Annotated in this window: 24 protein-coding genes and 4 tRNA genes; 7 read left to right on the forward strand and 21 right to left on the reverse strand. The window is 59.7% G+C overall.

What is annotated here, in order from left to right; translation table 11 throughout:
- Positions 1–92 precede the first annotated feature (92 nt).
- The 4 genes from htpG to P7A97_RS04635 all read right to left on the reverse strand — a co-directional run bounded on the left by htpG (position 93) and on the right by P7A97_RS04635 (position 4,341).
- Positions 93–1,997 (reverse strand): molecular chaperone HtpG, encoded by a 1,905-nt coding sequence (htpG, locus tag P7A97_RS04620; RefSeq protein ID WP_277688778.1) that lies wholly within the window; start codon positions 1,995–1,997, stop codon positions 93–95.
- A gap of 128 nt (positions 1,998–2,125) precedes the next feature.
- The gene (locus P7A97_RS04625; RefSeq protein ID WP_277688779.1) at positions 2,126–3,385 is read right to left on the reverse strand and encodes an MFS transporter; all 1,260 of its coding nucleotides are present in this window, start codon (positions 3,383–3,385) and stop codon (positions 2,126–2,128) included.
- Positions 3,386–3,421: 36 nt separating this feature from the next.
- Complete coding sequence (locus tag P7A97_RS04630; RefSeq protein ID WP_277688780.1) at positions 3,422–3,868, reverse strand: PaaI family thioesterase; 447 nt, start codon at positions 3,866–3,868, stop codon at positions 3,422–3,424.
- On the reverse strand, positions 3,868–4,341 hold the full coding sequence (locus tag P7A97_RS04635; RefSeq protein WP_277688781.1) for a PaaI family thioesterase: 474 nt from the start codon (positions 4,339–4,341) through the stop codon (positions 3,868–3,870). Before P7A97_RS04635 ends, P7A97_RS04630 begins: the two co-directional genes overlap by 1 nt.
- 185 nt (positions 4,342–4,526) lie before the next feature.
- On the opposite strand from P7A97_RS04635, the gene P7A97_RS04640 reads away from it, so the two are divergent.
- Positions 4,527–4,817, forward strand: a complete 291-nt coding sequence (locus P7A97_RS04640) for a hypothetical protein (RefSeq protein WP_277688782.1) — start codon at positions 4,527–4,529, stop codon at positions 4,815–4,817.
- A 36-nt stretch (positions 4,818–4,853) separates the two neighbouring features.
- Here P7A97_RS04640 and P7A97_RS04645 read toward each other — a convergent pair whose 3' ends face one another.
- The 9 genes from P7A97_RS04645 to P7A97_RS04685 all read right to left on the reverse strand — a co-directional run bounded on the left by P7A97_RS04645 (position 4,854) and on the right by P7A97_RS04685 (position 9,951).
- Positions 4,854–5,249 carry an MAPEG family protein gene (locus tag P7A97_RS04645; RefSeq protein ID WP_277688783.1) on the reverse strand — a complete coding sequence of 132 codons (396 nt, stop codon included), beginning with the start codon at positions 5,247–5,249 and terminating at the stop codon, positions 4,854–4,856.
- Positions 5,246–5,977 carry a DUF599 family protein gene (locus P7A97_RS04650; RefSeq protein WP_277688784.1) on the reverse strand — a complete coding sequence of 244 codons (732 nt, stop codon included), beginning with the start codon at positions 5,975–5,977 and terminating at the stop codon, positions 5,246–5,248. Before P7A97_RS04650 ends, P7A97_RS04645 begins: the two co-directional genes overlap by 4 nt.
- A 174-nt stretch (positions 5,978–6,151) precedes the next feature.
- Positions 6,152–6,238: transfer RNA gene (locus P7A97_RS04655), tRNA-Leu, on the reverse strand.
- 120 nt (positions 6,239–6,358) lie between these two features.
- Positions 6,359–6,432: transfer RNA gene (locus tag P7A97_RS04660), tRNA-Cys, on the reverse strand.
- A 38-nt stretch (positions 6,433–6,470) separates the two neighbouring features.
- Positions 6,471–6,546: transfer RNA gene (locus tag P7A97_RS04665), tRNA-Gly, on the reverse strand.
- Between the two features lie 69 nt (positions 6,547–6,615).
- A complete protein-coding gene (gene pgsA, locus P7A97_RS04670) occupies positions 6,616–7,176 on the reverse strand; it encodes a CDP-diacylglycerol--glycerol-3-phosphate 3-phosphatidyltransferase (protein ID WP_277688785.1) in 561 nt (186 codons plus the stop codon).
- Positions 7,177–7,209: 33 nt separating this feature from the next.
- Positions 7,210–9,048, reverse strand: a complete 1,839-nt coding sequence (gene uvrC, locus P7A97_RS04675) for an excinuclease ABC subunit UvrC (protein ID WP_277688786.1) — start codon at positions 9,046–9,048, stop codon at positions 7,210–7,212.
- Between the two features lie 51 nt (positions 9,049–9,099).
- Positions 9,100–9,744, reverse strand: a complete 645-nt coding sequence (uvrY, locus tag P7A97_RS04680; RefSeq protein WP_277688787.1) for a UvrY/SirA/GacA family response regulator transcription factor — start codon at positions 9,742–9,744, stop codon at positions 9,100–9,102.
- Between the two features lie 119 nt (positions 9,745–9,863).
- Positions 9,864–9,951 (reverse strand) — tRNA-Ser (locus tag P7A97_RS04685).
- Between the two features lie 129 nt (positions 9,952–10,080).
- Between P7A97_RS04685 and P7A97_RS04690 the strand changes: the two genes are divergently transcribed.
- The 6 genes from P7A97_RS04690 (at position 10,081) to P7A97_RS04715 (ending at position 13,216) form a co-directional block, all read left to right on the forward strand.
- Positions 10,081–10,749, forward strand: a complete 669-nt coding sequence (locus P7A97_RS04690) for a Bax inhibitor-1/YccA family protein (protein WP_277688788.1) — start codon at positions 10,081–10,083, stop codon at positions 10,747–10,749.
- Positions 10,750–10,848: 99 nt separating this feature from the next.
- Positions 10,849–11,241 (forward strand): sulfurtransferase complex subunit TusD, encoded by a 393-nt coding sequence (gene tusD / locus P7A97_RS04695; protein ID WP_277688789.1) that lies wholly within the window; start codon positions 10,849–10,851, stop codon positions 11,239–11,241.
- Complete coding sequence (gene tusC, locus P7A97_RS04700; protein ID WP_277688790.1) at positions 11,241–11,600, forward strand: sulfurtransferase complex subunit TusC; 360 nt, start codon at positions 11,241–11,243, stop codon at positions 11,598–11,600. Before tusD ends, tusC begins: the two co-directional genes overlap by 1 nt.
- A complete protein-coding gene (gene tusB / locus P7A97_RS04705) occupies positions 11,600–11,899 on the forward strand; it encodes a sulfurtransferase complex subunit TusB (protein WP_277688791.1) in 300 nt (99 codons plus the stop codon). The genes tusC and tusB overlap by 1 nt, the downstream gene beginning before the upstream one ends.
- The gene (locus tag P7A97_RS04710; RefSeq protein ID WP_277688792.1) at positions 11,896–12,231 is read left to right on the forward strand and encodes a TusE/DsrC/DsvC family sulfur relay protein; all 336 of its coding nucleotides are present in this window, start codon (positions 11,896–11,898) and stop codon (positions 12,229–12,231) included. Before tusB ends, P7A97_RS04710 begins: the two co-directional genes overlap by 4 nt.
- A gap of 7 nt (positions 12,232–12,238) precedes the next feature.
- Positions 12,239–13,216: a glycosyl transferase family protein gene (locus P7A97_RS04715; protein ID WP_277688793.1), complete on the forward strand. Its 978-nt coding sequence runs from the start codon at positions 12,239–12,241 to the stop codon at positions 13,214–13,216.
- Position 13,217: 1 nt separating this feature from the next.
- Here P7A97_RS04715 and P7A97_RS04720 read toward each other — a convergent pair whose 3' ends face one another.
- The 8 genes from P7A97_RS04720 to P7A97_RS04755 all read right to left on the reverse strand — a co-directional run bounded on the left by P7A97_RS04720 (position 13,218) and on the right by P7A97_RS04755 (position 20,919).
- Positions 13,218–13,622 carry a DUF2802 domain-containing protein gene (locus tag P7A97_RS04720; protein ID WP_277688794.1) on the reverse strand — a complete coding sequence of 135 codons (405 nt, stop codon included), beginning with the start codon at positions 13,620–13,622 and terminating at the stop codon, positions 13,218–13,220.
- Between the two features lie 3 nt (positions 13,623–13,625).
- Positions 13,626–14,105, reverse strand: coding sequence for a chemotaxis protein CheW (locus P7A97_RS04725; RefSeq protein WP_068830747.1), 480 nt, complete (start codon positions 14,103–14,105; stop codon positions 13,626–13,628).
- A gap of 84 nt (positions 14,106–14,189) precedes the next feature.
- The gene (locus P7A97_RS04730; RefSeq protein ID WP_277688795.1) at positions 14,190–15,011 is read right to left on the reverse strand and encodes a CheW domain-containing protein; all 822 of its coding nucleotides are present in this window, start codon (positions 15,009–15,011) and stop codon (positions 14,190–14,192) included.
- An 86-nt stretch (positions 15,012–15,097) separates the two neighbouring features.
- On the reverse strand, positions 15,098–15,886 hold the full coding sequence (locus P7A97_RS04735) for a ParA family protein (protein WP_277688796.1): 789 nt from the start codon (positions 15,884–15,886) through the stop codon (positions 15,098–15,100).
- A 52-nt stretch (positions 15,887–15,938) separates the two neighbouring features.
- Positions 15,939–16,820 carry a flagellar motor protein MotD gene (gene motD, locus P7A97_RS04740; RefSeq protein ID WP_277688797.1) on the reverse strand — a complete coding sequence of 294 codons (882 nt, stop codon included), beginning with the start codon at positions 16,818–16,820 and terminating at the stop codon, positions 15,939–15,941.
- 4 nt (positions 16,821–16,824) lie between these two features.
- Positions 16,825–17,565, reverse strand: coding sequence for a flagellar motor protein (locus P7A97_RS04745; protein ID WP_277688798.1), 741 nt, complete (start codon positions 17,563–17,565; stop codon positions 16,825–16,827).
- Positions 17,565–18,674: a chemotaxis response regulator protein-glutamate methylesterase gene (locus P7A97_RS04750; protein ID WP_277688799.1), complete on the reverse strand. Its 1,110-nt coding sequence runs from the start codon at positions 18,672–18,674 to the stop codon at positions 17,565–17,567. Before P7A97_RS04750 ends, P7A97_RS04745 begins: the two co-directional genes overlap by 1 nt.
- A 40-nt stretch (positions 18,675–18,714) precedes the next feature.
- Entirely contained in the window at positions 18,715–20,919 is a 2,205-nt protein-coding gene (locus P7A97_RS04755) for a chemotaxis protein CheA (protein WP_277688800.1), read from the reverse strand.
- Positions 20,920–20,937 lie beyond the last annotated feature (18 nt).

The following is a 20,937-nucleotide window of genomic DNA, read 5'->3' on the forward strand; positions in this document are numbered from 1 at the left end:
AGTACGAAAAAGGGCGTCCCAGGGGACGCCCTTTTTATTGCTACATACATGAAAAAGCCCGCCGAAGCGGGCTTCTTGCACACCACTGCAGATCAGGCCGAAAGCTCGACCAGCAGCTTGTTCAGGCGCTGAACGTAGGCAGCTGGATCTTTCAGGCTGTCGCCGGCCGCCAGGGCCGCCTGATCGAAGAGGATGTGCGACAGATCGGCGAAGCGATCCTCGTCCGGCTCGGCATCCAGCTTCTCGATCAGTGGATGACCCGGGTTGATCTCGAAGATCGGCTTGGACTCCGGCACCTTCTGCCCGCTGGCTTCGAGGATCTGGCGCATCTGCAGGCCCAGGTCCTGCTCGCCGATGGCCAGAATCGCCGGCGAATCGGTCAGACGATGCGACACACGTACTTCAGCGACCTGCTCGCCCAGCGCACCCTTGAGGCGCTCGACCAGTCCTTCCTTGGCCTTGGCCACTTCCTCCTGGGCCTTCTTGTCCTCTTCCGAGTCCAGCTTGCCCAGGTCCAGATCGCCACGGGCCACATCGACAAACTGCTTGCCGTCGAACTCGGTCAGGTAGCTCATCAGCCACTCGTCGATACGGTCGGTCAACAGCAGCACCTCGATGCCCTTCTTGCGGAAGACTTCCAGGTGCGGGCTGTTCTTGATCTGCGCGTAGGTTTCGCCGGTGAGGAAGTAGATCTTGTCCTGACCTTCTTTGACGCGACCGAGATAGTCGGCCAGGGCAACGCTCTGCTCGCCGGACTCGTCATGGGTAGAGGCGAAGCGCAGCAGGCTGGCGATTTTCTCCTTGTTGGCGAAGTCTTCCGCCGGGCCTTCCTTGAGCACCTGGCCGAAGGCCTTCCAGAAGGTCTTGTAGTCATCCGGCTTGTCTTTGGCCAGCTTCTCCAGCATGTCCAGTACGCGCTTGGTCAGCGCCGACTTCATCGAATCGATCACGGGACCGGACTGCAGGATCTCGCGAGAGACGTTCAGCGACAGGTCGTTGGAGTCGACCACGCCCTTGATGAAGCGCAGGTACAGCGGCAGGAACTGGTCGGCCTGATCCATGATGAACACGCGCTGCACGTAGAGCTTGAGGCCCTTGGGCGCTTCGCGGTGGTACAGATCAAATGGCGCGCGGCCCGGCACGTAGAGCAGCGAGGTGTACTCCAGCTTGCCCTCGACCTTGTTGTGGCTCCAGCTCAACGGGTTTTCGAAGTCATGGCCGACGTGCTTGTAGAACTCCTGATATTCCTCGTCCTTCACCTCGGTGCGCGGGCGAGTCCAGAGCGCGCTGGCGCGGTTGACGGTTTCCCACTCGACCTCAGCCGGCTTGTCTTTCTCCTCGCCATAGTGTTCTTTCGGCAGTTCGATCGGCAGGGCAATGTGGTCCGAGTACTTCTTGACGATGTTGCGCAGGCGCCAACCGTCCGCGAACTCGTCTTCGCCGCTCTTCAGGTGCAGAACGATGCGGGTGCCGCGCTCGGCCTTCTCAATGGTGGCAACCTCGAAGTCACCCTCGCCTTTGCTCGACCAGTGCACACCCTCGCTGGCAGCCGCGCCGGCACGACGGGTGAACACGTCGACCTTGTCGGCGACGATGAAGGCCGAGTAGAAGCCCACGCCGAACTGACCGATCAGATGCGAGTCCTTCTTCTGATCACCGGACAGGTTCTTCAGGAAGTCGGCGGTACCGGACTTGGCGATGGTGCCAAGGTGCGCGATCACTTCCTCGCGGCTCATGCCGATGCCGTTGTCTTCGAGGGTAACGGTCTTGGCGTCCTTGTCGAAGCTCAGGCGGATCTTCAGCTCCGCGCCGCCTTCGAGCAGCTCCGGCTTGGCCAGCGCTTCGAAACGCAGTTTGTCGGCGGCATCCGAGGCGTTGGAAATCAGCTCACGCAGGAAGATTTCCTTGTTCGAATACAGCGAATGAATCATGAGGTGAAGCAGCTGCTTCACTTCGGTCTGGAAGCCCAGGGTCTCTTTTTGAGTTTCCACACTCATGGTCATCAAACTCCACATGCAGGACAGGCCGCATCAGCGGCGGATGTTCTGCATGTGGGGACTTCCAGAAATATTTCAAGAGCTTGGGCGATCAGCCCGATCACTTCCGCCCCAGGAAAGTTGCTGGATCAGGGTTCCAACAGCTCGATACTGCCGATTTCTTCAGGCTTGAAGCTGAAACTCGCTTGACCATCGCCAGCGCCCATCTGCTGCGCCAGGCGAATGCTGTCATCATTGTCGATACCCACAAACCGCCCCTCGACAGAACTGCCGCTGCTCCGCGTTACGCGCATCAGCAAGTTGCGATACTGGCCAGGATTGCGCTGCAGGCGTGGCAGGGAGAAACGCACTCGCCGATCAAGGCTAGGGCGGGCAACTTCCACCGCCGCCGGTACCACGTCCCTGGGCTGAGTGGTCGCAAGGGGCGTGGCATTCTGCGCAGCCGGCGACAGCGCCGGGTAACGATCACCGCTCACGCGCCAGCCGAGCTCTTCCTTCTCCAGCACCAGCGCGAACTGCTGCTGCTCGCCATTGATCCGCGCCTCGACCTCGAGCGGAACGCGCTTGGCTGGAAAGGCTATCTCCGGCAACTCAGTCAACTGCACCAGACGCGTGGAGAAGCGCCGCTGCAGGTAGTCGTCGACAACATGTGCAAGCGTTTCGCGTGAGTCGAAGCGCGTATCGACCCGTCCATCGCGATAGCGCAGGCGGTCAGAGAACAGCTCCAGGCTGCCGCTCAGGCTGGTTTTGAACGAGGGAGGCAGCACCAGGTGGAAGTCCCCCTGCAGCTTGTTAGGCAACAGAGGCTGCAGGGACAGATGCAGGGTATAACCTTTGTCCAACCGCCGCGCCTCGGGCAGATCCTGCTCAGGCAGCAGCCAGTTGATCTCCACCTCTGGCAACGTCCCACTATCAGCCGGCAATACATCCAGCTGCACCGCACTGCTGCTGCCTTGCGGCAGACGAATCTTCACCTCGCGACGAGCAAAGAAGTCTTCCCCTTCACGCAGGATCAGCACGTTATCAATCAATTCGGCGTACTGCGGCGAAAACGGCTGACCATTCAATTCACCATGAAGGCGAATATTCAGCTCGGCAGGCGGCTTAGGCGCCTCTTTAAGCCAGCGCAGGCTGAGAATGGCCTCCAGACGAGCCGCATCCTGGCTGGCCAGCATCACCAGCCCCACCACCAGAGGAATACAACCCAGCGCCGACACCACCAGAGCCTTGCGCGCCGTACGCCAGTGGCGCAGCACATAAACCAGGGTAATGGGAGGAATCAGACTACCCCAGCCCCACAGCAGACTGGTGGAAAAGGCCAGCATCACCAGCCAGACCAGCCCGGCCAAAATCAACAACAGGCCGCCGAGGATCAACAACGCATCCATTCAAGGTTCCTTGATTATTATTCGAGTCGCCTGCGCTCAGGGTTCGTCGACCTTGAAATGGGCACGCGCGGTGGCAATGGGTTCGGTCTGGCTGGTTTGCCAGGCCGTAATGGCGACATTGGCCACGCGCCGCCCCTGACGCCAAACCTGGCACTGGGCATAGGTGTCACGATAATGACCGGCACGCAGGTAATCTATCGAGAAGTCGATGATTTTCGGCAAATGTGGAATACCCATAAACATCAACAGATGCAGCATGGCTGCATGCTCCATGAAGCCGGCAATCACCCCACCATGCAGTGCCGGCAGAATCGGGTTGCCGATGTTCTCCTGGCTCGCCGGCAGACGGAACACCATGTCGTCACCCAGACGCAGACACTCGATACCAATCAGCTTGGCATAGGGGATCAGGCTGATCAGCGCGTCGTAATCGTCCTTTTCATGGGCTTCCCGCACCAGGGCGTTCAGATTGAGCGCTGTCATCACACACCTCCCTGGATATTGCTTTTCAGCTCACTGCCACCCTGAGCACCCTTGCCCATCCGCATGAAAGCACCCACCACGTGGGCAATAGGCTCTGCGGGGTCATCCTGATAGGCGTAGCCGCGGGTGAAGATCACGTTCTCGGTCACCCGGAAGCACTCAGCAAAGCCATACACATCCCTGTGCGGTTCGGCGGGCCGCATGTAGTCAATGCGCAAATCCAAGGTCGGACAGATCTCGAACTCCGGCAGCACGCAAACCGTGGAAATACCGCAAGTCGTGTCCATCAGCGTGGTAATGGCACCGCCGTGAATCACTCCGGTCTCCGGGTTGCCGATAATCTGCGCACTGTAGGGCAGGCGTAGAGTTAGGCCCCGCGGCGTCGCCTCATGCACTCCAAGCCCCAGCACTTGGCAATGGCGCAGCGCTGCCAGAAAGCGCTGCGCACGCTCTAGAACAGGGTTATCACTCATAGATGCCATCCCCAAAACGATCGGACAAAAGGCGCGCATCATAACCGCCCACAAGACCTGCCAGACAGGGCTGGTTGCAGCACACCAGCATCACGACCAAAATCAACGGAACTTTGACCGGAACAGCACCCTCTCATCTTCTGTTTGAGGATAGCCCTCGAAAGCCACCGAAAGGAGATTCGACTATGCGCAAGCCCATTACCTATGCCGCGCTGCTAGCTGCCATGCTGACACTGGCCGCGTGCGAGGAAACCCCGGAAGATAAGATGGAGTCAGCCAAGGAAAGCGCTGCCGAGGCAGTAGAGTCGATGGGTGATGCCGCCCGAGACACCGGTGAAGCACTCAAACAGAAAACCGATGAAGTCCTGGGTCGTGAGCCGACCACCGGTGAGAAAATCGAAGACGCCGCAGAAGACGCCGCCAATGCCATGGAAGAAGCTGGCGACGAAGCCAAAGACGCCATCGACGGTCAGTAACCACAAAGAAGGCCCGCAAATGCGGGCCTTCTTCGTTCAGCCCAGCGCAGGGCTAAGCAGCAGTAACAGACTACACGCCAACCCAATCACCCAGACGACACTGCGCTGCCAGGCCATGTCCGCCCAATACAACAGCAAGTAGAGCACGCGCGCCACCACGAACAGCACAGCCAAGGTATCGATCAAACTGCCCTGAGTCTGTGTCACATGTGCCACCAATACTCCGGCCGCGAATAGCGGAAACGCCTCGAAACTGTTCTGGTGCGCTGCTAAGGCACGCGCACCGAATCCCGTCAGCCGTGCCTGCTGAGCACGCGGATGGTGATTGTCGTAACGCCCACCGCCCTCCTCGGCCATTGCCTTGGCCACCGGCGCCTTGGCTAGAAAAATCAGCACCGCACTGAAAAACAAACACCACAGCGGCAAAGTCATTCACTTTTCTCCTTAGCCGGCTCAGCGGCAGTTTGTGAATACACCATCACCTTGAGCACATCGGAATGGAACTCGCGGTGATACAGCACAAGCACCACTCCTGCCGTCAACAACATGAAGAACCAGGGATTGATGAACCAGCCCAGAGTCGCCAGCCCGAAGTAATAAGCTCGCAGCCCCAGGTTGAATTGATTGGCCGCCATCGACACCACACGCGCCGCACGAGTAGCGAAGGCTTTGCGCTCCAGCTCGGACACATCACGCTCACCAATCAATGGCGCAGACCCCACCAATACCGCAGCAAAGTTGTATTGCCGCATGCACCAACTGAACGTGAAGAAGGCGTAAACGAACACCATCGCCAGACAAATCAATTTCAGCTCGGACAACTCACGACTGGCCGCCTGCACCAGGGGCAAATCCTGCAGTAGAGAAAAGGCGCGATCCGATGAGCCCAGCACGGTCAACACACCCGCGAGGATAATCAGGGTACTGGAAGCAAAAAACGAAGCGTTTCGCTCGAGATTGCCGATCACACTGGCATCAGCGATACGGTTATCACGCAGCAGCAAACGACGCATCCAGTCTTCACGATAAAGATGCATCACACTAGCCAGGCACGCCGTATCACGAGCTTTCCAGGTGGCATAGCGGGTATATCCCAACCAACAGATAACGAACCACGCCACCGCAGTCATATGCGACCAATAAGCCTTGTCGATGGGCATACACACTCCTTGTCACGGAGGGCCGATTATAGCCAGAGGAAAATCCGCCCGAGAGGAGGCACCAACCCCAAACCATCCCCCCCAAAAAACCCATAAAAAAACCGGCACAAAGGCCGGTTAGGTTTGGGTTTCATGGCACGCCCCGTCGTTGCGGGGCCTGCGAGATAGAGTAGATGGTGCCCGAAGCCGGACTCGAACCGGCACGCTATTGCTAGCGAGAGATTTTAAGTCTCCTGCGTCTACCGATTTCGCCATTCGGGCGGTAGCGCTGTGCTGAGGGGCTGGACTATATACGCCGCTCTAAGCCCCGGCAAGTCATTGGCGCTTTTTCTGTAGCAATAAAAAAGCCCTGTAAATCATTAATTTACAGGGCTTTTTTATTGGAGGCTGAGGTCGGAATCGAACCGGCGTTCACGGATTTGCAATCCGGTGCATAACCACTCTGCAACTCAGCCTTAAATCAAACGAGCCGCCTTGGCGACTTGCGTAAAACTGGAGCGGGAAACGAGACTCGAACTCGCGACCCCGACCTTGGCAAGGTCGTGCTCTACCAACTGAGCTATTCCCGCGTTGTCTTGGTGACGGGCGCCATTCTATAGATTGAAAACGCCGCGTCAACCCCTTGATTCGAAAATACTTTATTTCTTTTGGGCATCGATGCTGAGGTGCGGCCAGGCAGCCAGGAGGTACTGCACCATCGACCACAGGGTGAGCGCAGCCGACACCAGAAGAAGGGCATAACCGATGCCGACCCACAGCGTCAGTTGTGGTGGGTTGGCCAACAGGATGATCAGCGCCAGCATTTGCGCAGCGGTTTTCCATTTGCCCAGGTTCGAAACCGCCACCTGTGCTCGAGCCCCCAACTCCGCCATCCACTCCCGCAGCGCCGAAACCACGATTTCACGACCAATGATGATCACCGCAGGCAAGGTCAGCCAGAGATTGGCGTGTTCCTCCACCAGCAGCACCAGGGCCACGGCGACCATCAGTTTATCCGCTACCGGGTCCAGGAAAGCGCCAAATGGGGTGCTCTGTTCCCAGCGGCGGGCCAGATAGCCATCGAACCAGTCCGTGACTGCAGCCAGAGCAAACACACCGCTGGCCGCCCAATAACTCCAGGAAAGCGGCAGATAGAAGAAGAGGATGAAAACAGGTATCAGAGCGACGCGCAGAACGGTGAGCAGGTTTGGGATGTTCATCGGAACCACTGACCAGCGAGATAAGCGCGCATTCTACTCGCTGTGCAGTGCTGCATAAATCGACTCCGCGAGCTTTTTACTGATGCCCGGTGCTTTGGCAATTTCATCGACGCTGGCGCGATTGAGCTCCTGAAGCCCGCCGAAGTGCTTGAGCAAATCGCGTCGGCGTTTCGGCCCCACGCCTGCCACCTCCTCCAGGCTGGAGGTGCGCCGAGCCTTACCGCGGCGTGCGCGATGCCCGGTGATGGCAAAACGGTGGGCTTCATCACGAATCTGCTGGATAAGGTGTAGGGCTGGCGAGTCAGCCGGCAGTGTGAACTCGTGCTCGGCGTCGTTCAGGTAGAGAGTTTCCAGGCCCGGTTTACGCGTCACGCCCTTGGCCACTCCCAGAAGGATCAGATCAGGCACCGCCAGCTCCTGCAAAACATCACGCGCCATAGCCATCTGCCCCTTGCCACCGTCTACCAGGAGAATATCGGGTAATTTGCCCTCGCCCTCCTTGAGCCGACCGAAACGCCGCAGCAAGGCCTGATGCATGGCCGCGTAATCATCACCCGCCGTGACGCCTTCGATATTGAAGCGGCGGTAATCGCTCTTCAGCGGCCCCTCCGGACCGAAGACCACACAAGAGGCCACAGTAGCCTCACCACTGGAATGACTGATGTCATAGCACTCCAGGCGCTGAGGCACTTCAGCCAGATCCAGTGCTTCGGCCAGCGCTTCAAAGCGAGCAGCCACGTGCTGTCGATTGGCTAATCGTGCGCCAAGCGCCTGCTCGGCATTGGTGACAGCCAGTTGCTGCCAGCGCGCCCGTGTACCTCGCACCCGGTGGGTAATGGTCACATCGCAACCACGCAACTCAGCAATGGCTGCCGCGACCGTCGAGAAATCTGCATGGGCGTGATTGACAATCAGCTCGCCCGGCAGCTCGCGCTCCTGATTGGCCAGGTAGTACTGCGCCAGGAAGGCCGCCAGAACACTCCCGCCATCCTCCTCGATACCGACTTGCGGAAAGAAGTTCTTGCTGCCCAGCACACGTCCTCCGCGCACGCTGATCAGATGCACACAGGCCCCCCCCGGGTTGACCATAGCTGCCACGACATCGACGTTGCCATTGCCGCCCTCCATGCTCTGCTGGTCCTGCACACGCCGCAGCAACGCAACCTGGTCGCGCAGCTCGGCGGCACGCTCGAATTCCAAGGCCATGGAGGCCTTCTCCATTGCGGCTGAGAGCTCATCGGCAAGTGCATTACTGCGCCCCTCGAGGAACATCACTGAGTGACGCACATCCTCGGCATACTCGGCAGGCTCGACCAGGCCGACGCAGGGCGCCTTGCAGCGCTTGATCTGATACTGCAGACAAGGCCGCGTACGGTTCTTGAAGTAGCTGTCCTCACACTGACGCACCAGAAAGGTCTTCTGCAGCAGCGCCAAGCTCTCGCGGATGGCGCCGGCGCTGGGGTAAGGCCCGAAATAGCGGCCCTTCTCCTTCTTCGCACCACGATGAATACCTAACCGTGGATATTCGCCACTGGACAGCAGCACATAGGGATAGGACTTATCGTCGCGCAGCAGGATGTTGTAAGGCGGTCGCCACTCCTTGATAAGGGTCTGCTCAAGCAGCAAAGCCTCAGTCTCGTTGGCAACGATGGTGGTCTCGACCTGGGCAATCCGCGCTACCAGAGCCGCCGTCTTCGGCGCCAGGCCGGTCTTACGGAAATAGCTGGCAAGGCGTTTTTTCAGATTGGACGCCTTACCCACATACAGCAGCTTGCCGACCTCGTCGAACATCCGATACACGCCCGGCCTACCACTACAGGTAGCCAGGAAAGCGCTGGAATCGAATAAAGAAGACTCTTCGCTGAAACTCATCAGAAATGCATCGTTACGAGGTAGGGCTACAGTCTACTGCCAAGACAGCGTTTAGCCTGCAGCGTCGACCATGCCATGACGCACAGCCAGCAGAGCCAACTCGACATCACTGGTAATCGCGAGCTTCTCGTAAATGCGATAACGGTAGGTGTTCACCGTTTTTGGAGACAAGCAAAGCTTGTCGGAGATGACCTGTACCTTCTGGCAGTTGGCAATCATCAAAGCGATCTGAATTTCCCGCTCCGAGAGCTGATCGAATGGTGAGCCACCACCGTTTGGCTGGAAGGACTTGAGCGCCAATTGCTGGGCAATCTGCGGGCTGAGATAGCGCTGACCGGCAAAAGCCATGCGTACGGCCTGCACCATTTCCTCGAGCGCAGCGCCTTTGGTCAAATAGCCAGCGGCACCGGCCTGCAACAATCGCGTGGGGAAAAGGTCATCATCACAGGCGGTGACCGCGACGACTTTAAGATCCGGGTGGCTACGCAGCAGCTTGCGAGTCGCTTCAAGGCCACCGATGCCAGGCATTTTGACATCCATCAGCACGACATCAGGCTTGAGCTCGCGGACTTTCAGCAGTGCCTCCTCGCCGGAGTCAGCCTGCCCGATCACCTGCAGACCGTCGATATCGGCCAGCATGCGGGTAATGCCTGTACGAACCAGATCGTGGTCGTCGACCACCAGCACCTTAATCAAGCGACACCTCGCTGAACCAAACTGCCGCAACTTGCCTCAACGAACCAAGCTTGGCGCATATTCGTCAGAAAGCAAACGCCAGAAAACCGTACTTGGCGGCGACCCTCAGGCGCAAAATATGGCGGAGGCGGTGAGATTCGAACTCACGGATAGTTTCCCATCGACGGTTTTCAAGACCGTTGCCTTAAACCACTCGGCCACACCTCCGCATTCGCGGGTCGCCATACTACCGGAACGCAACACACTGTCAAACTCTCGGCGTTGGCAGGTGAAAAGGCTCTGTTATGATCCGGGCAACGCATTACGGATTTCATCTCGTCAATCAGGAGCGCCACCATGCACGAGCAAGACTACGCCCTCGCCCACGCGCAAGCGGATCAGCTGGAAATCAGCAAGGTGCTGCGCAACACCTACAGCCTGCTGGCAATGACTTTGGTATTCAGTGCCATCTGCGCCTTTTTCAGCGCCCAACTGAATCTGCCGCACCCAGGCATCATCATCACTCTGGTCGGCTTCTACGGCCTTTTCTTCGCAACCATGAAGCTACGTAACTCCGGCTGGGGCCTGCTGACCACGTTCGCCCTGACGGGCTTCATGGGCTACACCCTTGGCCCGATTCTCAATAGCTACCTGGGCATGGCCAACGGCGGCGACATCATCAGTTCCGCGTTCGCCATGACCGCCCTCGTATTCTTCGGCCTGTCCGCTTACGTATTGACCACCCGCAAGGACATGAGCTTCCTTGCAGGCTTCATTACCGCAGGCTTCTTCGTACTGCTGGGTGCCATGATCGCTGGCCTGTTCTTCGAAATCAGTGGCCTGCAGCTGGCCATCAGCGCAGGTTTCGTACTGTTCTCCTCGGCCTGCATCCTGTTCCAGACCAGCGCCATCATCCATGGCGGCGAGCGCAACTACGTAATGGCCACCATCAGCCTGTATGTGTCGATCTACAACCTGTTCATCAGCCTGCTGCAGATCTTCGGCATCATGGGCAGCGACGACTAATTGCCAATCGCTACGATAGAGCCCGCTTCGGCGGGCTTTTTCGTGTCTACGCAACTGTCAGCGTTTATCATGGCGTGAGTATCGACACCCGGAAGATCCATGAGATTCGCCATCGCTCTGTTCGCCCCAGGCCACTCCCCCTCCTCACGTCGTGCCCTGCGCTTTGCACAAGCCGCCCTGGCTGGAGGACATCAGATCACGCGGTTGTTTTTCTATCAGGACGGCGTGCATAGCGCGGCCAGCAACCCGGTCAGCCCCCAGGACGAACTCGATCTGCCGCGCGAATGGCGAGAGTTTGTGCAAACCCATCAACTCGACGCCGTAGTGTGCATCGCTGCCGCCCTGCGCCGGGGGGTGCTTAACCGTGACGAGGCTGAACGCCATCGCAAATCGGCAGCCAATCTGGAGGCCCCGTGGGAGCTCTCCGGTTTGGGACAGCTACATGAAGCCGCACAAATGGCCGACCGCCTGATCAGCTTCGGAGGCCAATGATGAGCAAATCAATGCTAATCATCTCCCGTCAGGCTCCTTGGTCGGGACCGGCGGCACGCGAGGCCCTGGATATCGCTCTAGCAGGCGGGGCCTACGATCTGCCCCTCGGCCTGCTGTTTCTCGACGACGGCGTATTCCAACTGGCACCCAATCAACAGCCACTGACGCTAGAGCAGAAAGATCTGAGCGCCAACCTGCAAGCGCTGCCCCTGTTTGGCGTCGAGTCGCTCTACGCCGCCGAACGTAGCCTGAGCGAGCGCGGCCTTGCCAATATGCAACTCGCTCTCCCCGTAGAACGCCTGGACGATAACGCCGTGAGCCTGCTTCTCGAACGCTATGACATGCTGGTAACCATCTGATGGCCACTCTGCACGTGCTTTCCCACTCCCCGTTCAGCGACAGCCGCCTGAGCAGCTGCCTACGCCTACTTGGCCCGGAAGACGGCGTACTGCTGTGCGGCGACGCGGTATATGCCCTGCAGCCCGGCACTGCACAACTGCAAGCTCTTGAGTCGGCGCCAACCGCTATCACCCTGTATGCATTGGCGGAGGACCTCGAAGCACGCGCCCTCCTCCTGCCCGAGCGTGCACAGGCTATCGACTACCCCGGGTTCGTCGAGCTTTGTGGCCAATACGCCAAGGTCAACAGCTGGCTATGAACACGCTTCAAGTCGAAGGAAAAGACATTACCCTGGACAAGGACGGCTATCTGGTCGAGCTGAGAGACTGGTCGCCCAGCGTGGCCAATGCCTTGGCTGCTCGCGAAGAGCTTCTGCTGACCCCTGAGCACTGGGCCATTATCGAGTTGCTGCGCGAGTTCTATGCCGAATTCCAGCTATCGCCCGCCACCCGCCCGCTGATCAAGTACGCGGCCTTGAAGCTTGGCCCGGAGACGGGTAATAGCCTGCATCTGAATCGCCTCTTCAACGGCACGCCCGCCAAGCTGGCCGCCAAGCTCGCCGGCCTGCCCAAACCCACGAATTGCCTCTGAGCACGCCATGAACCTTGTTGCCCCACCGGAACACCCCTTCGCTCAGTTCGTGCGCATTCTCGGTAAAGGCAAGCGCGGCGCCCGCAACATGACCCGAGAGGAAGCTCGCGAGGCCATGGGCATGCTGCTGGACGGCAAGGTCGAAGACACCCAGCTGGGGGCTTTCCTGATGCTGCTGCGTCACAAGGAAGAAAGTGCCGAAGAACTCGCCGGCTTCACCGAAGCCATTCGTGCGCGCCTGCAGGCCCCAGCCATCGCCGTGGACATCGATTGGCCGACCTACGCCGGTAAGAAGCGACATCTACCCTGGTTCCTGCTGGCCATCAAGGCGCTGGCACGCAGCGGCCTGCGCATCCTGATTCACGGCGGTGGAGCCCATACCGCTGGCCGCCTGTATAGCGAACAGCTGCTCGATAGCCTGGAAATTCCGCTCTGCCATAACTGGCCGGCAGTGGCCAAGGCGCTCGACACCCACAACCTGGCCTTTACTCCGCTAGGCGCCTGGGCGCCGCAGCTGCAGCGCATGATCGACCTGCGCAATACCCTCGGCCTGCGCTCGCCCATCCACTCGCTGGCGCGCATTCTCAACCCGCTGAACGCGGCTGTCGGCCTGCAGAGCATCTTCCACCCTGGCTATCAGGCAGTGCATCGCGAAGCCAGTCAGCTGCTGGGTGACCACGTCGTGGTGATCAAAGGGGAAGGCGGAGAGATCGAGGTAAACCCTGACGGCGCCTGCCATCTCTTTGGCAGCGAGAATGGAAGCAACTGGGATGAAGAATGGCCGGCACTCTCCAGCCAGCGCCACGTCAAGCCGGAAAGCCTGGAGCCAGCATTCTTGCTGGCCTTCTGGAATGGAGAGGTGGAAGACAGCTACGGCCGCCTGGCCGTAATCAGCACCCTGGCCCTGGCCTTTCGCGCACTGGGCGAGCCCCGTGAGAACGCCTTCAGCCGTGCGCAAGAAACCTGGAGCCAGCGGCTTGGCTGATTCAGGAGCGCTGCTTCTGCGCCTTGTGCAGGCGGCTGACCAACTCCGCCTCGGCCTGACTGAGACCACACGACTGGGTTAGATCGTCGGCACTGGCGCCCATTCCGACTAGCCGCGCTGCCTGTGTGAAGGACAGACTGGTAGGGTCACGCTGCTCGATCTGGGTCAGCTTGTCCGGTAGCGGAGCCACTACCCTGCGCAACTCATGCAGCTCCTCACCCATGCGAATGCTACCCGTCAGGTAGGCATCCAGGCGCTTGCTTAGCTCCTTCAGCCGCTGATCGCGCATGGCATCGCGCTCCTTCTGCATCTCAGCCTGCTGTCGTAGCTTCAGTGACAACTGATAGCAGGCGACTGCGAGCAGCACGCAGAACAGAGCCAGCACGGCCAGCGCGATCTCCAGCATGAGTCAGATGCTCTCCAGCTCAGACCACTCTTCCTCGGTCATCATCTTGTCCAGCTCGACCAGAATCAGCAGCTCGCCATTCTTGTTGCAGACACCTTGAATGAACTTGGCAGACTCGTCATTACCAACGTTCGGCGCGGTTTCCACTTCGGACTGGCGCAGATAAACCACTTCGGCAACGCTGTCGACCAGGATGCCAACTACCTGCTTGTCCGCCTCGATGATGACGATGCGGGTATTGTCGGTCACCGGTGCCGGCGACAAACCGAAACGTTGGCGAGTGTCGATGACCGTCACCACATTGCCACGCAGGTTGATGATGCCGAGCACATAGGCTGGCGCACCGGGAACCGGCGCGATCTCGGTGTAGCGCAGGACTTCCTGCACCTGCATCACGTTGATGCCATAGGTTTCGTTATCCAGGCGGAAGGTCACCCACTGCAGAATTGGATCTTCGGAACCTTGCGCTGACGATTTCTTCATGTCCCTAGCCTCGGTCTGATGGCCGCTCTGGCGGCGTTTGCGGGTTGGCCCGCTTGTCGTTAACTATAGAGCCCTTGCCAGCAATCAGTGCGGGCCAGCGCTCCCGTTGCGCGTGGCGCCACTGGCGATCATCCCGGCCAAGGCCGAAACATCCAGCAACGCGCACATGTGTTCGATTACCGTACCGGCAAGCCAAGGGCGCTGCGAGCGCTGGCTGCGCCACTTGATTTCGTTGGGATCCAGGCGAATGGAGCGGCTTACCTGATGCACGGCCAGGCCCCACTCGAAACCCTCAACTGAGATCACGTACTGCAGCCCTTCGCGGAAATCGTCGCGGTAGCGCTCAGGCATGACCCAGCGCGCCGTGTCGAGCACCTTGAGGTTGCCAGCCTGGCACGGCAGGATGCCCAGAAACCAATCGGGCTGGCCAAACAAAGGCGTTAATTCGGCGCCATCCAGCGGATAGATCGAACCCAGGCAAACCAGCGGCACTGCCAGGGTCAACCCCGCCACATCGAACAGCAAGCACTCGAATGGCTCATCGGCCCAGCTTGGTCGACCGTCCAGATCCGCAACCGCAGGCCGGATAGTTTCCTGCAGAGCGACTTCCTGAACCGGCTCGACAATAGGCTCAACCGGTACTTCCGGCATGCGCAACTCGGCCAGCTTGAGCCCGATGGTCGGCAGTATCTGCGGCGGCGGCTCAGCCACAGCAAACGGCTTGGCCAGCACGGGCCCGGGCTCCTCGCGGCGAGCATCGCGGATCTGTTCCTCCAGCACCGCAGCCTCGAAATCGTCGAGGCCTTCGCTTTGCTCCAGCTCGACAGCCGCCTCCTGCAACAGGGCATCCAGATAGGACTGCAGGGCCTGCTGGGAGCGGTTTGAGGGAGTAGCTATGCGACTCATAGAGTGATCCAGAATAAAGGCATGTACAGACTATCGGCAGCTAGGCGCGCGGACTTGAACCCACCTTGTTCAGCATAGTCGCCACGTCAGGCTACCTGAGAGGCAGGCTGTGCTGCCAGCAGGTGTTTGAGCAACGCGCGGTAAGCAATCACACCGCGACTGTTGGCATCGAACTGGGATGGCGTCAACCCGGCACGACTGGCGTCACGCAGGCGCGTGTCCACCGGTACATAGGCCTGCCAGAGATGATCCGGATAGCTGTTACGCAGCACCCGCAGCGTACTCAAAGAAGCCTGGGTACGCCGGTCAAACAGCGTGGGCACTATCACATAGGGCAAGGCCTGCTTGCGCGAGCGGTTAATCATGGCCAGGGTACTGACCATGCGCTCCAAGCCTTTGACCGCCAGAAACTCGGTCTGCACAGGGATAACCAGCTGCTGGCTGGCGGCCAGCGCATTGACCATCAGCACGCCAAGTAACGGCGGGCTGTCGATGATAGCGTGGTCAAACTTGTCCCACAGCTGCGCCAAGGTCTTGGCGATCACCAACCCCAGGCCACTTTGCCCAGGCGATTGGCGCTCCAGCGTAGCCAAAGCCGTGCTGGACGGCAGCAAGGAAATATTCTCATGGCTAGTGGAGCGCAGCAGGGTGGCCGGCAACCCGCTCGGCACACTGCCCTGATGCAGAAACAGGTCGAAAGTGCTGTGCTCCAGCGTATCCGGATCGTGACCGAAATAGCTGGTCATCGAGCCATGGGGGTCCAGATCGACCACTACGACTCGCTTGCCGGCATCCGCCAGCAGGCCCGCCAGAGCAATGGATGTGGTGGTCTTGCCGACCCCGCCTTTCTGATTGGCTACTGCCCAGACTTTCATCGTTCTCGTCCTCCCGGCATGGCCGTCGCCCAACCGAGAATGGGATGGTGCCTCATGGTGAAGGCGTCGAATTATTGGCACCACCAGTCGGAGGTGTCACTACAGAGGGAGTCGGTGCAGGTTGCGTGCCAGCGCGCTGCAGCGCGGCATCCGGCCGAGCATTGCCAGCCCCCACACCACTGATGCTACGTCGCACATCCAGGTTGCGCGAGATCACCAGCACGACCCGCCGATTGCGTGCCCTACCCTCGGCAGTCGCATTGTCCGCCACCGGCTGAAATTCGCCATACCCTACAGCCGCCAGACGTCCTTCTTTGACGCCATCCATTGCCAACATGCGCACAATGCTTGCGGCCCGCGCCGCCGACAGCTCCCAGTTGCTAGGGAACTGCGTCGTGTTGATCGGCAGATTGTCGGTAAAACCCTCTACATGCACAGGGTTTTCGTAAGGCGCGAGGATCTTGGCCACCTTCTCGATCAGGATAAAGGCCATCTCGTTGGGAATAGCGTCGCCGCTGGGAAACAGCAGGCTCGAATTCAGCTCGATCTCCACCCACAACTCATTGCCGCGCACGGTCAGTTGCTCGGCGGCTATGAGATCGCCAAAGGCATCGCGCATGCTCGAAGCGATCTCTTGCAGCGGGTCACTCGGCTCCGCACTACTACTGCTGTTGGGGTTGTCCTCGATCATCAAGCGATCCGGCTCGGTGGTGCGAGGCCGCTCATCGCCAATAGGTATGGGCTTTATCGCTCGCTCAGGCTCACTGAACACGCCTACCAGGCTTTCCGAGAGCACTTTGTACTTGCCCTCGTTAATCGAGGAGATCGAGTACATCACCACGAAGAAAGCGAAAAGCAGGGTGATGAAGTCCGCGTAGGAAACCAACCAACGCTCGTGATTTTCATGCTCTTCGTGATGACGGCGCCGAGGCATGGGGTCAATCCATGAAGCCTTGCAGCTTCAGCTCAATGGAGCGCGGGTTCTCGCCCTCGGCGATGGAGAGAATGCCCTCCAGCAGCATTTCTCGATAACGCGACTGGCGCATGGCGATAGCCTTGAGCTTGTTGCCCACCGGCAGCAACAAAAGGTTGGCAAAAGCCACGCCGTAAATGGTCGCGACAAAGGCCACAGCAATGCCGCTGCCCAACTTGCTCGGGTCGGCCAGGTTGCCCATTACGTGAATCAGCCCCATCACCGCGCCGATGATACCGATGGTCGGCGCATAACCGCCCATGCTCTCGTAGACCTTGGCTGCCTGGATATCCCGCGCCTCCTGAGTGTAAAGATCGACCTCGAGGATGCTGCGAATAGCCTCCGGCTCGGTGCCGTCGACCAGCAGCTGCAAACCCTTGCGCGCATAGGGGTCGGGCTCTGCATCGGCCACAGGCTCCAGCCCGAGCAGCCCCTCCTTGCGCGCACTCATGCTCCAGCCGACCACGCGGTTGATACCGCCGGCCAGATCGATATGCGGGGGGAAAAGGATCCAGCGCAAAATCGCCAGCGAGCGCTTGAACACATTCATCGGCGCCTGGAGAAAAGCAGCCCCTAGGGTGCCCCCAATCACAATCAGCGCCGCAGGCCCATTGAGCAAGGCGCCCGCATGGCCGCCCTCCAGGTAGTTGCCACCGATGATGGCGACAAATGCCAGGATCACGCCAATGAGGCTGAGTACATCCATCAGACGCAGACCTCGGCCAGATGCCGGCCAATGTCGTCCAGGCTATACACCGCATCGGCCAGATTGGCTTTCACGACCGCCATCGGCATGCCATAGATCACACAGCTGGCCTCATCCTGTGCCCAGACCTGAGCCCCCCCCTGCTTGAGCAGGCGCGCGCCCTCGCGACCATCGGCACCCATGCCGGTCAGCACAACCGCCAATACCTTGTCGCCGAACGACTTGGCAGCCGAGCCGAAGGTGATATCGACACAGGGTTTGTAATTCAGGCGCTCATCTCCCGGCAGAATGCGCACCGCACCGCGGGGGTCGACCATCATCTGTTTGCCCCCCGGTGCCAGCAGAGCCAAACCAGGACGCAGCACATCACCATCTTCAGCTTCCTTGACGGAAATGCGGCACAGCTTATCCAGCCGCTCGGCGAAGGCTTTGGTAAAGGCGGCTGGCATGTGCTGGATCAGCAGGATGGGCGCTGGAAAATTGGCCGGCAGCTGAGTCAGCACCCGCTGCAGCGCTACCGGGCCACCGGTAGAGGTACCGATAGCGACCAGCCGGTAGGCTTTACGTTTTGGGGCAGCACTGCTGCCAGTCGGAGCGGCAGGGGCAGTGCTGGTACGGGTAGTGGGCATCGGCGACGCCGGGCTTGCCGGGCGAGCTGTTGCCGAGGCTGGCGCGGCCGCAGGCGGCGGACTGAAGGTACTGAAGCGGCGATTGCTACGTGCGATGGTATGCACCTTCTCGCACAGCATGGCTTTGACCTTCTCCGGATTGCGCGAGATGTCTTCGAAATTCTTCGGCAGGTAGTCCACCGCGCCGGCATCCAGCGCATCGAGGGTGACGCGAGCGCCCTCGTGGGTCAGCGAGGAGAACATCAGTACCGGCGTCGGACAACGCTGCATGATGTTCCGCACCGCAGTGATGCCGTCCATCATCGGCATCTCGTAATCCATGGTGATCACGTCCGGCTTGAGCGCCAGCGCCTGATCGATGGCTTCGCGGCCGTTGGTGGCGGTACCGACCACCTTGATTTCAGGGTCGGCGGAAAGAATTTCCGAGACCCGGCGGCGGAAGAAGCCGGAGTCATCCACCACCAGGACTTTGACTGCCATAAACACTCCAGAGCGACCGGCCCAGCCGGTCGGAATTCGGTCAGAGGCGACGCGCGTAGCGCTTGAGCATACTGGGCACGTCGAGAATGAGGGCGATGCGACCGTCACCGGTGATGGTAGCGCCGGACATTCCGGGCGTACCCTGCAGCATCTTGCCGAGTGGCTTAATTACCACCTCTTCCTGCCCAACCAGTTGATCGACGACAAAGCCGATGCGCTGGCTGCCAACCGTGAGGATCACCACATGCCCCTCACGCTGCTCCTCGTTGGAGGCACCATTGACCAGCCAACGCTTGAGGTAGAACAGCGGCAACGCCTTGTCGCGCACGATGACCACTTCCTGGCCATCGACCACATTGGTGCGCGACAGATCCAAATGGAAGATCTCGTTGACGTTGACCAGCGGGAAGGCAAAGGCCTGAGTACCCAGCATCACCATCAGCGTCGGCATGATCGCCAAGGTCAGCGGCACCTTGATGATGATCTTCGAGCCCTGGCCCTTGGCCGAATGCACGTTGATGATGCCGTTGAGCTGGGAGATCTTGGTTTTTACCACGTCCATGCCGACGCCACGGCCGGACACATCGGAAATTTCGGTCTTGGTCGAGAAGCCGGGAGCGAAGATCAGGTTGTAGCACTCGCTCTCGCTCAGGCGATCCGCGGCGTCCTTGTCCAGCAGTCCCTTCTCCACCGCTTTGGCACGGAGGATTTCCGGGTCCATGCCTTTACCGTCATCGGAAATCGACAGCAGGATGTGGTCGCCCTCCTGCTCCGCAGACAAAACCACCTTACCACCACGGGCCTTGCCTGCCGCTTCGCGCTCGTCCGGCCCTTCAATACCGTGGTCGACGGCGTTACGAACCAAGTGCACCAGCGGATCGGCCAGGGCCTCAACCAGGTTCTTGTCGAGGTCGGTCTCTTCGCCGATCAGCTCCAGGTTGATCTCTTTCTTCAGGTTGCGTGCCAGGTCGCGAACCAGGCGCGGGAAGCGACCGAATACCTTCTTGATTGGCTGCATGCGGGTCTTCATCACTGAAGTCTGCAGATCCGCGGTAACCACATCGAGGTTGGACACGGCCTTGGCCATGGCCTCGTCACCACTGTTCAGGCCAAGGCGCACCAGGCGGTTACGCACCAGCACCAGTTCGCCGACCATATTCATGATCTCGTCCAGGCGCGCGGTATCGACCCGTACTGTGGTTTCCGCTTCGCTGGCTGCAGGCGCGGCAGCAGCAGGAGCCGGTGCAGTCGACTTGGCAGGCTCCGCCTTGGCAACAGGCTTGGCAGCAGGTTTAGCTGGCTCAACCTTCTTAGCCGGAGTGGCAGCGGCAGCAGGCTTGGCTACCGGAGCCGAGGGGGCTACCGGTTCCTGTGCCGGCGCAGAGAATTTGCCCTTACCGTGCAACTCATCAAGCAGCGATTCGAATTCATCATCGGTGATGTTGTCGCCACCACCCGGGACAGGTGCGGCGGGAACGCTGGCAGCCGGCACATCGGCTGCCGGTTCGGAAAATTTGCCTTTGCCATGCAGCTGATCGAGTAGCGCTTCAAACTCGTCATCAGTGATCTCGTCACCACCTGCAGTTGTTGCAGGGGCTGCTGGTGCCGCTACAGCAGCCACGGCGACCGGCTCAGCAAACTTGCCCTTACCATGCAACTGGTCGAGCAGTGCCTCGAACTCGTCGTCAGTGATTTCATCGCCGGTAGCAGCCGAGGCGCTCTCAGCTGCAGGTTGCTCACCGATGGCATCGAGCAAGTGCTCGAATTCGCTGTCGGTAATATCACCGCCCTCTGCCAGTGGCTCCGCTTCTACCTCGAGCTCCGCTACAGGCTCGACACTCTGTTCCTCGGCGCCCTCCGGCTCGGCCAGCCGCGACAGAGCGGCAAGCAGCTCTGGAGATGCAGGCGTGGGTTCAGAGCGCTCACGTACCTGACTGAACATCTCGTTCACCGCATCCAGGGCCTGGAGCACTACATCCATCAGCTCCGCATTTACGCGGCGCTCGCCCTTGCGCAGGATGTCGAAGACGTTCTCCGCGATATGACAGCACTCGACCAGCTCGTTGAGCTGGAGAAATCCGGCGCCACCTTTGACGGTGTGAAAGCCGCGGAAGATCGCATTGAGCAGATCCATGTCATCCGGGCGGCTCTCCAGCTCGACCAGTTGTTCGGACAGTTGCTCAAGAATTTCGCCGGCCTCTACCAGGAAGTCCTGGAGGATTTCTTCATCGGCGTCGAAGCTCATCGGTGCGCTCCAAAGGCT

The organism is Pseudomonas sp. GOM6, assembly GCF_029537485.1.
GTDB lineage: Bacteria > Pseudomonadota > Gammaproteobacteria > Pseudomonadales > Pseudomonadaceae > Aquipseudomonas.

Coding starts and splice junctions, on each gene's coding strand:
- P7A97_RS04735 (WP_277688796.1), bottom strand. CDS start 15,886: ATGAAAGTCTGGGCAGTAGCCAATCAGAAAGGCGGGGTCGGCAAGACC.
- P7A97_RS04625 (WP_277688779.1), bottom strand. CDS start 3,385: ATGGATGCGTTGTTGATCCTCGGCGGCCTGTTGTTGATTTTGGCCGGG.
- P7A97_RS04690 (WP_277688788.1), top strand. CDS start 10,081: ATGCACGAGCAAGACTACGCCCTCGCCCACGCGCAAGCGGATCAGCTG.
- tusB (WP_277688791.1), top strand. CDS start 11,600: ATGGCCACTCTGCACGTGCTTTCCCACTCCCCGTTCAGCGACAGCCGC.
- P7A97_RS04640 (WP_277688782.1), top strand. CDS start 4,527: ATGCGCAAGCCCATTACCTATGCCGCGCTGCTAGCTGCCATGCTGACA.
- P7A97_RS04730 (WP_277688795.1), bottom strand. CDS start 15,011: ATGAGTCGCATAGCTACTCCCTCAAACCGCTCCCAGCAGGCCCTGCAG.
- P7A97_RS04725 (WP_068830747.1), bottom strand. CDS start 14,105: ATGAAGAAATCGTCAGCGCAAGGTTCCGAAGATCCAATTCTGCAGTGG.
- P7A97_RS04715 (WP_277688793.1), top strand. CDS start 12,239: ATGAACCTTGTTGCCCCACCGGAACACCCCTTCGCTCAGTTCGTGCGC.
- P7A97_RS04720 (WP_277688794.1), bottom strand. CDS start 13,622: ATGCTGGAGATCGCGCTGGCCGTGCTGGCTCTGTTCTGCGTGCTGCTC.
- motD (WP_277688797.1), bottom strand. CDS start 16,820: ATGCCTCGGCGCCGTCATCACGAAGAGCATGAAAATCACGAGCGTTGG.
- P7A97_RS04755 (WP_277688800.1), bottom strand. CDS start 20,919: ATGAGCTTCGACGCCGATGAAGAAATCCTCCAGGACTTCCTGGTAGAG.
- P7A97_RS04630 (WP_277688780.1), bottom strand. CDS start 3,868: ATGACAGCGCTCAATCTGAACGCCCTGGTGCGGGAAGCCCATGAAAAG.
- pgsA (WP_277688785.1), bottom strand. CDS start 7,176: ATGAACATCCCAAACCTGCTCACCGTTCTGCGCGTCGCTCTGATACCT.
- tusC (WP_277688790.1), top strand. CDS start 11,241: ATGAGCAAATCAATGCTAATCATCTCCCGTCAGGCTCCTTGGTCGGGA.
- P7A97_RS04745 (WP_277688798.1), bottom strand. CDS start 17,565: ATGGATGTACTCAGCCTCATTGGCGTGATCCTGGCATTTGTCGCCATC.
- P7A97_RS04635 (WP_277688781.1), bottom strand. CDS start 4,341: ATGAGTGATAACCCTGTTCTAGAGCGTGCGCAGCGCTTTCTGGCAGCG.
- tusD (WP_277688789.1), top strand. CDS start 10,849: ATGAGATTCGCCATCGCTCTGTTCGCCCCAGGCCACTCCCCCTCCTCA.
- P7A97_RS04645 (WP_277688783.1), bottom strand. CDS start 5,249: ATGACTTTGCCGCTGTGGTGTTTGTTTTTCAGTGCGGTGCTGATTTTT.
- P7A97_RS04710 (WP_277688792.1), top strand. CDS start 11,896: ATGAACACGCTTCAAGTCGAAGGAAAAGACATTACCCTGGACAAGGAC.
- P7A97_RS04650 (WP_277688784.1), bottom strand. CDS start 5,977: ATGCCCATCGACAAGGCTTATTGGTCGCATATGACTGCGGTGGCGTGG.
- htpG (WP_277688778.1), bottom strand. CDS start 1,997: ATGAGTGTGGAAACTCAAAAAGAGACCCTGGGCTTCCAGACCGAAGTG.
- uvrC (WP_277688786.1), bottom strand. CDS start 9,048: ATGAGTTTCAGCGAAGAGTCTTCTTTATTCGATTCCAGCGCTTTCCTG.
- P7A97_RS04750 (WP_277688799.1), bottom strand. CDS start 18,674: ATGGCAGTCAAAGTCCTGGTGGTGGATGACTCCGGCTTCTTCCGCCGC.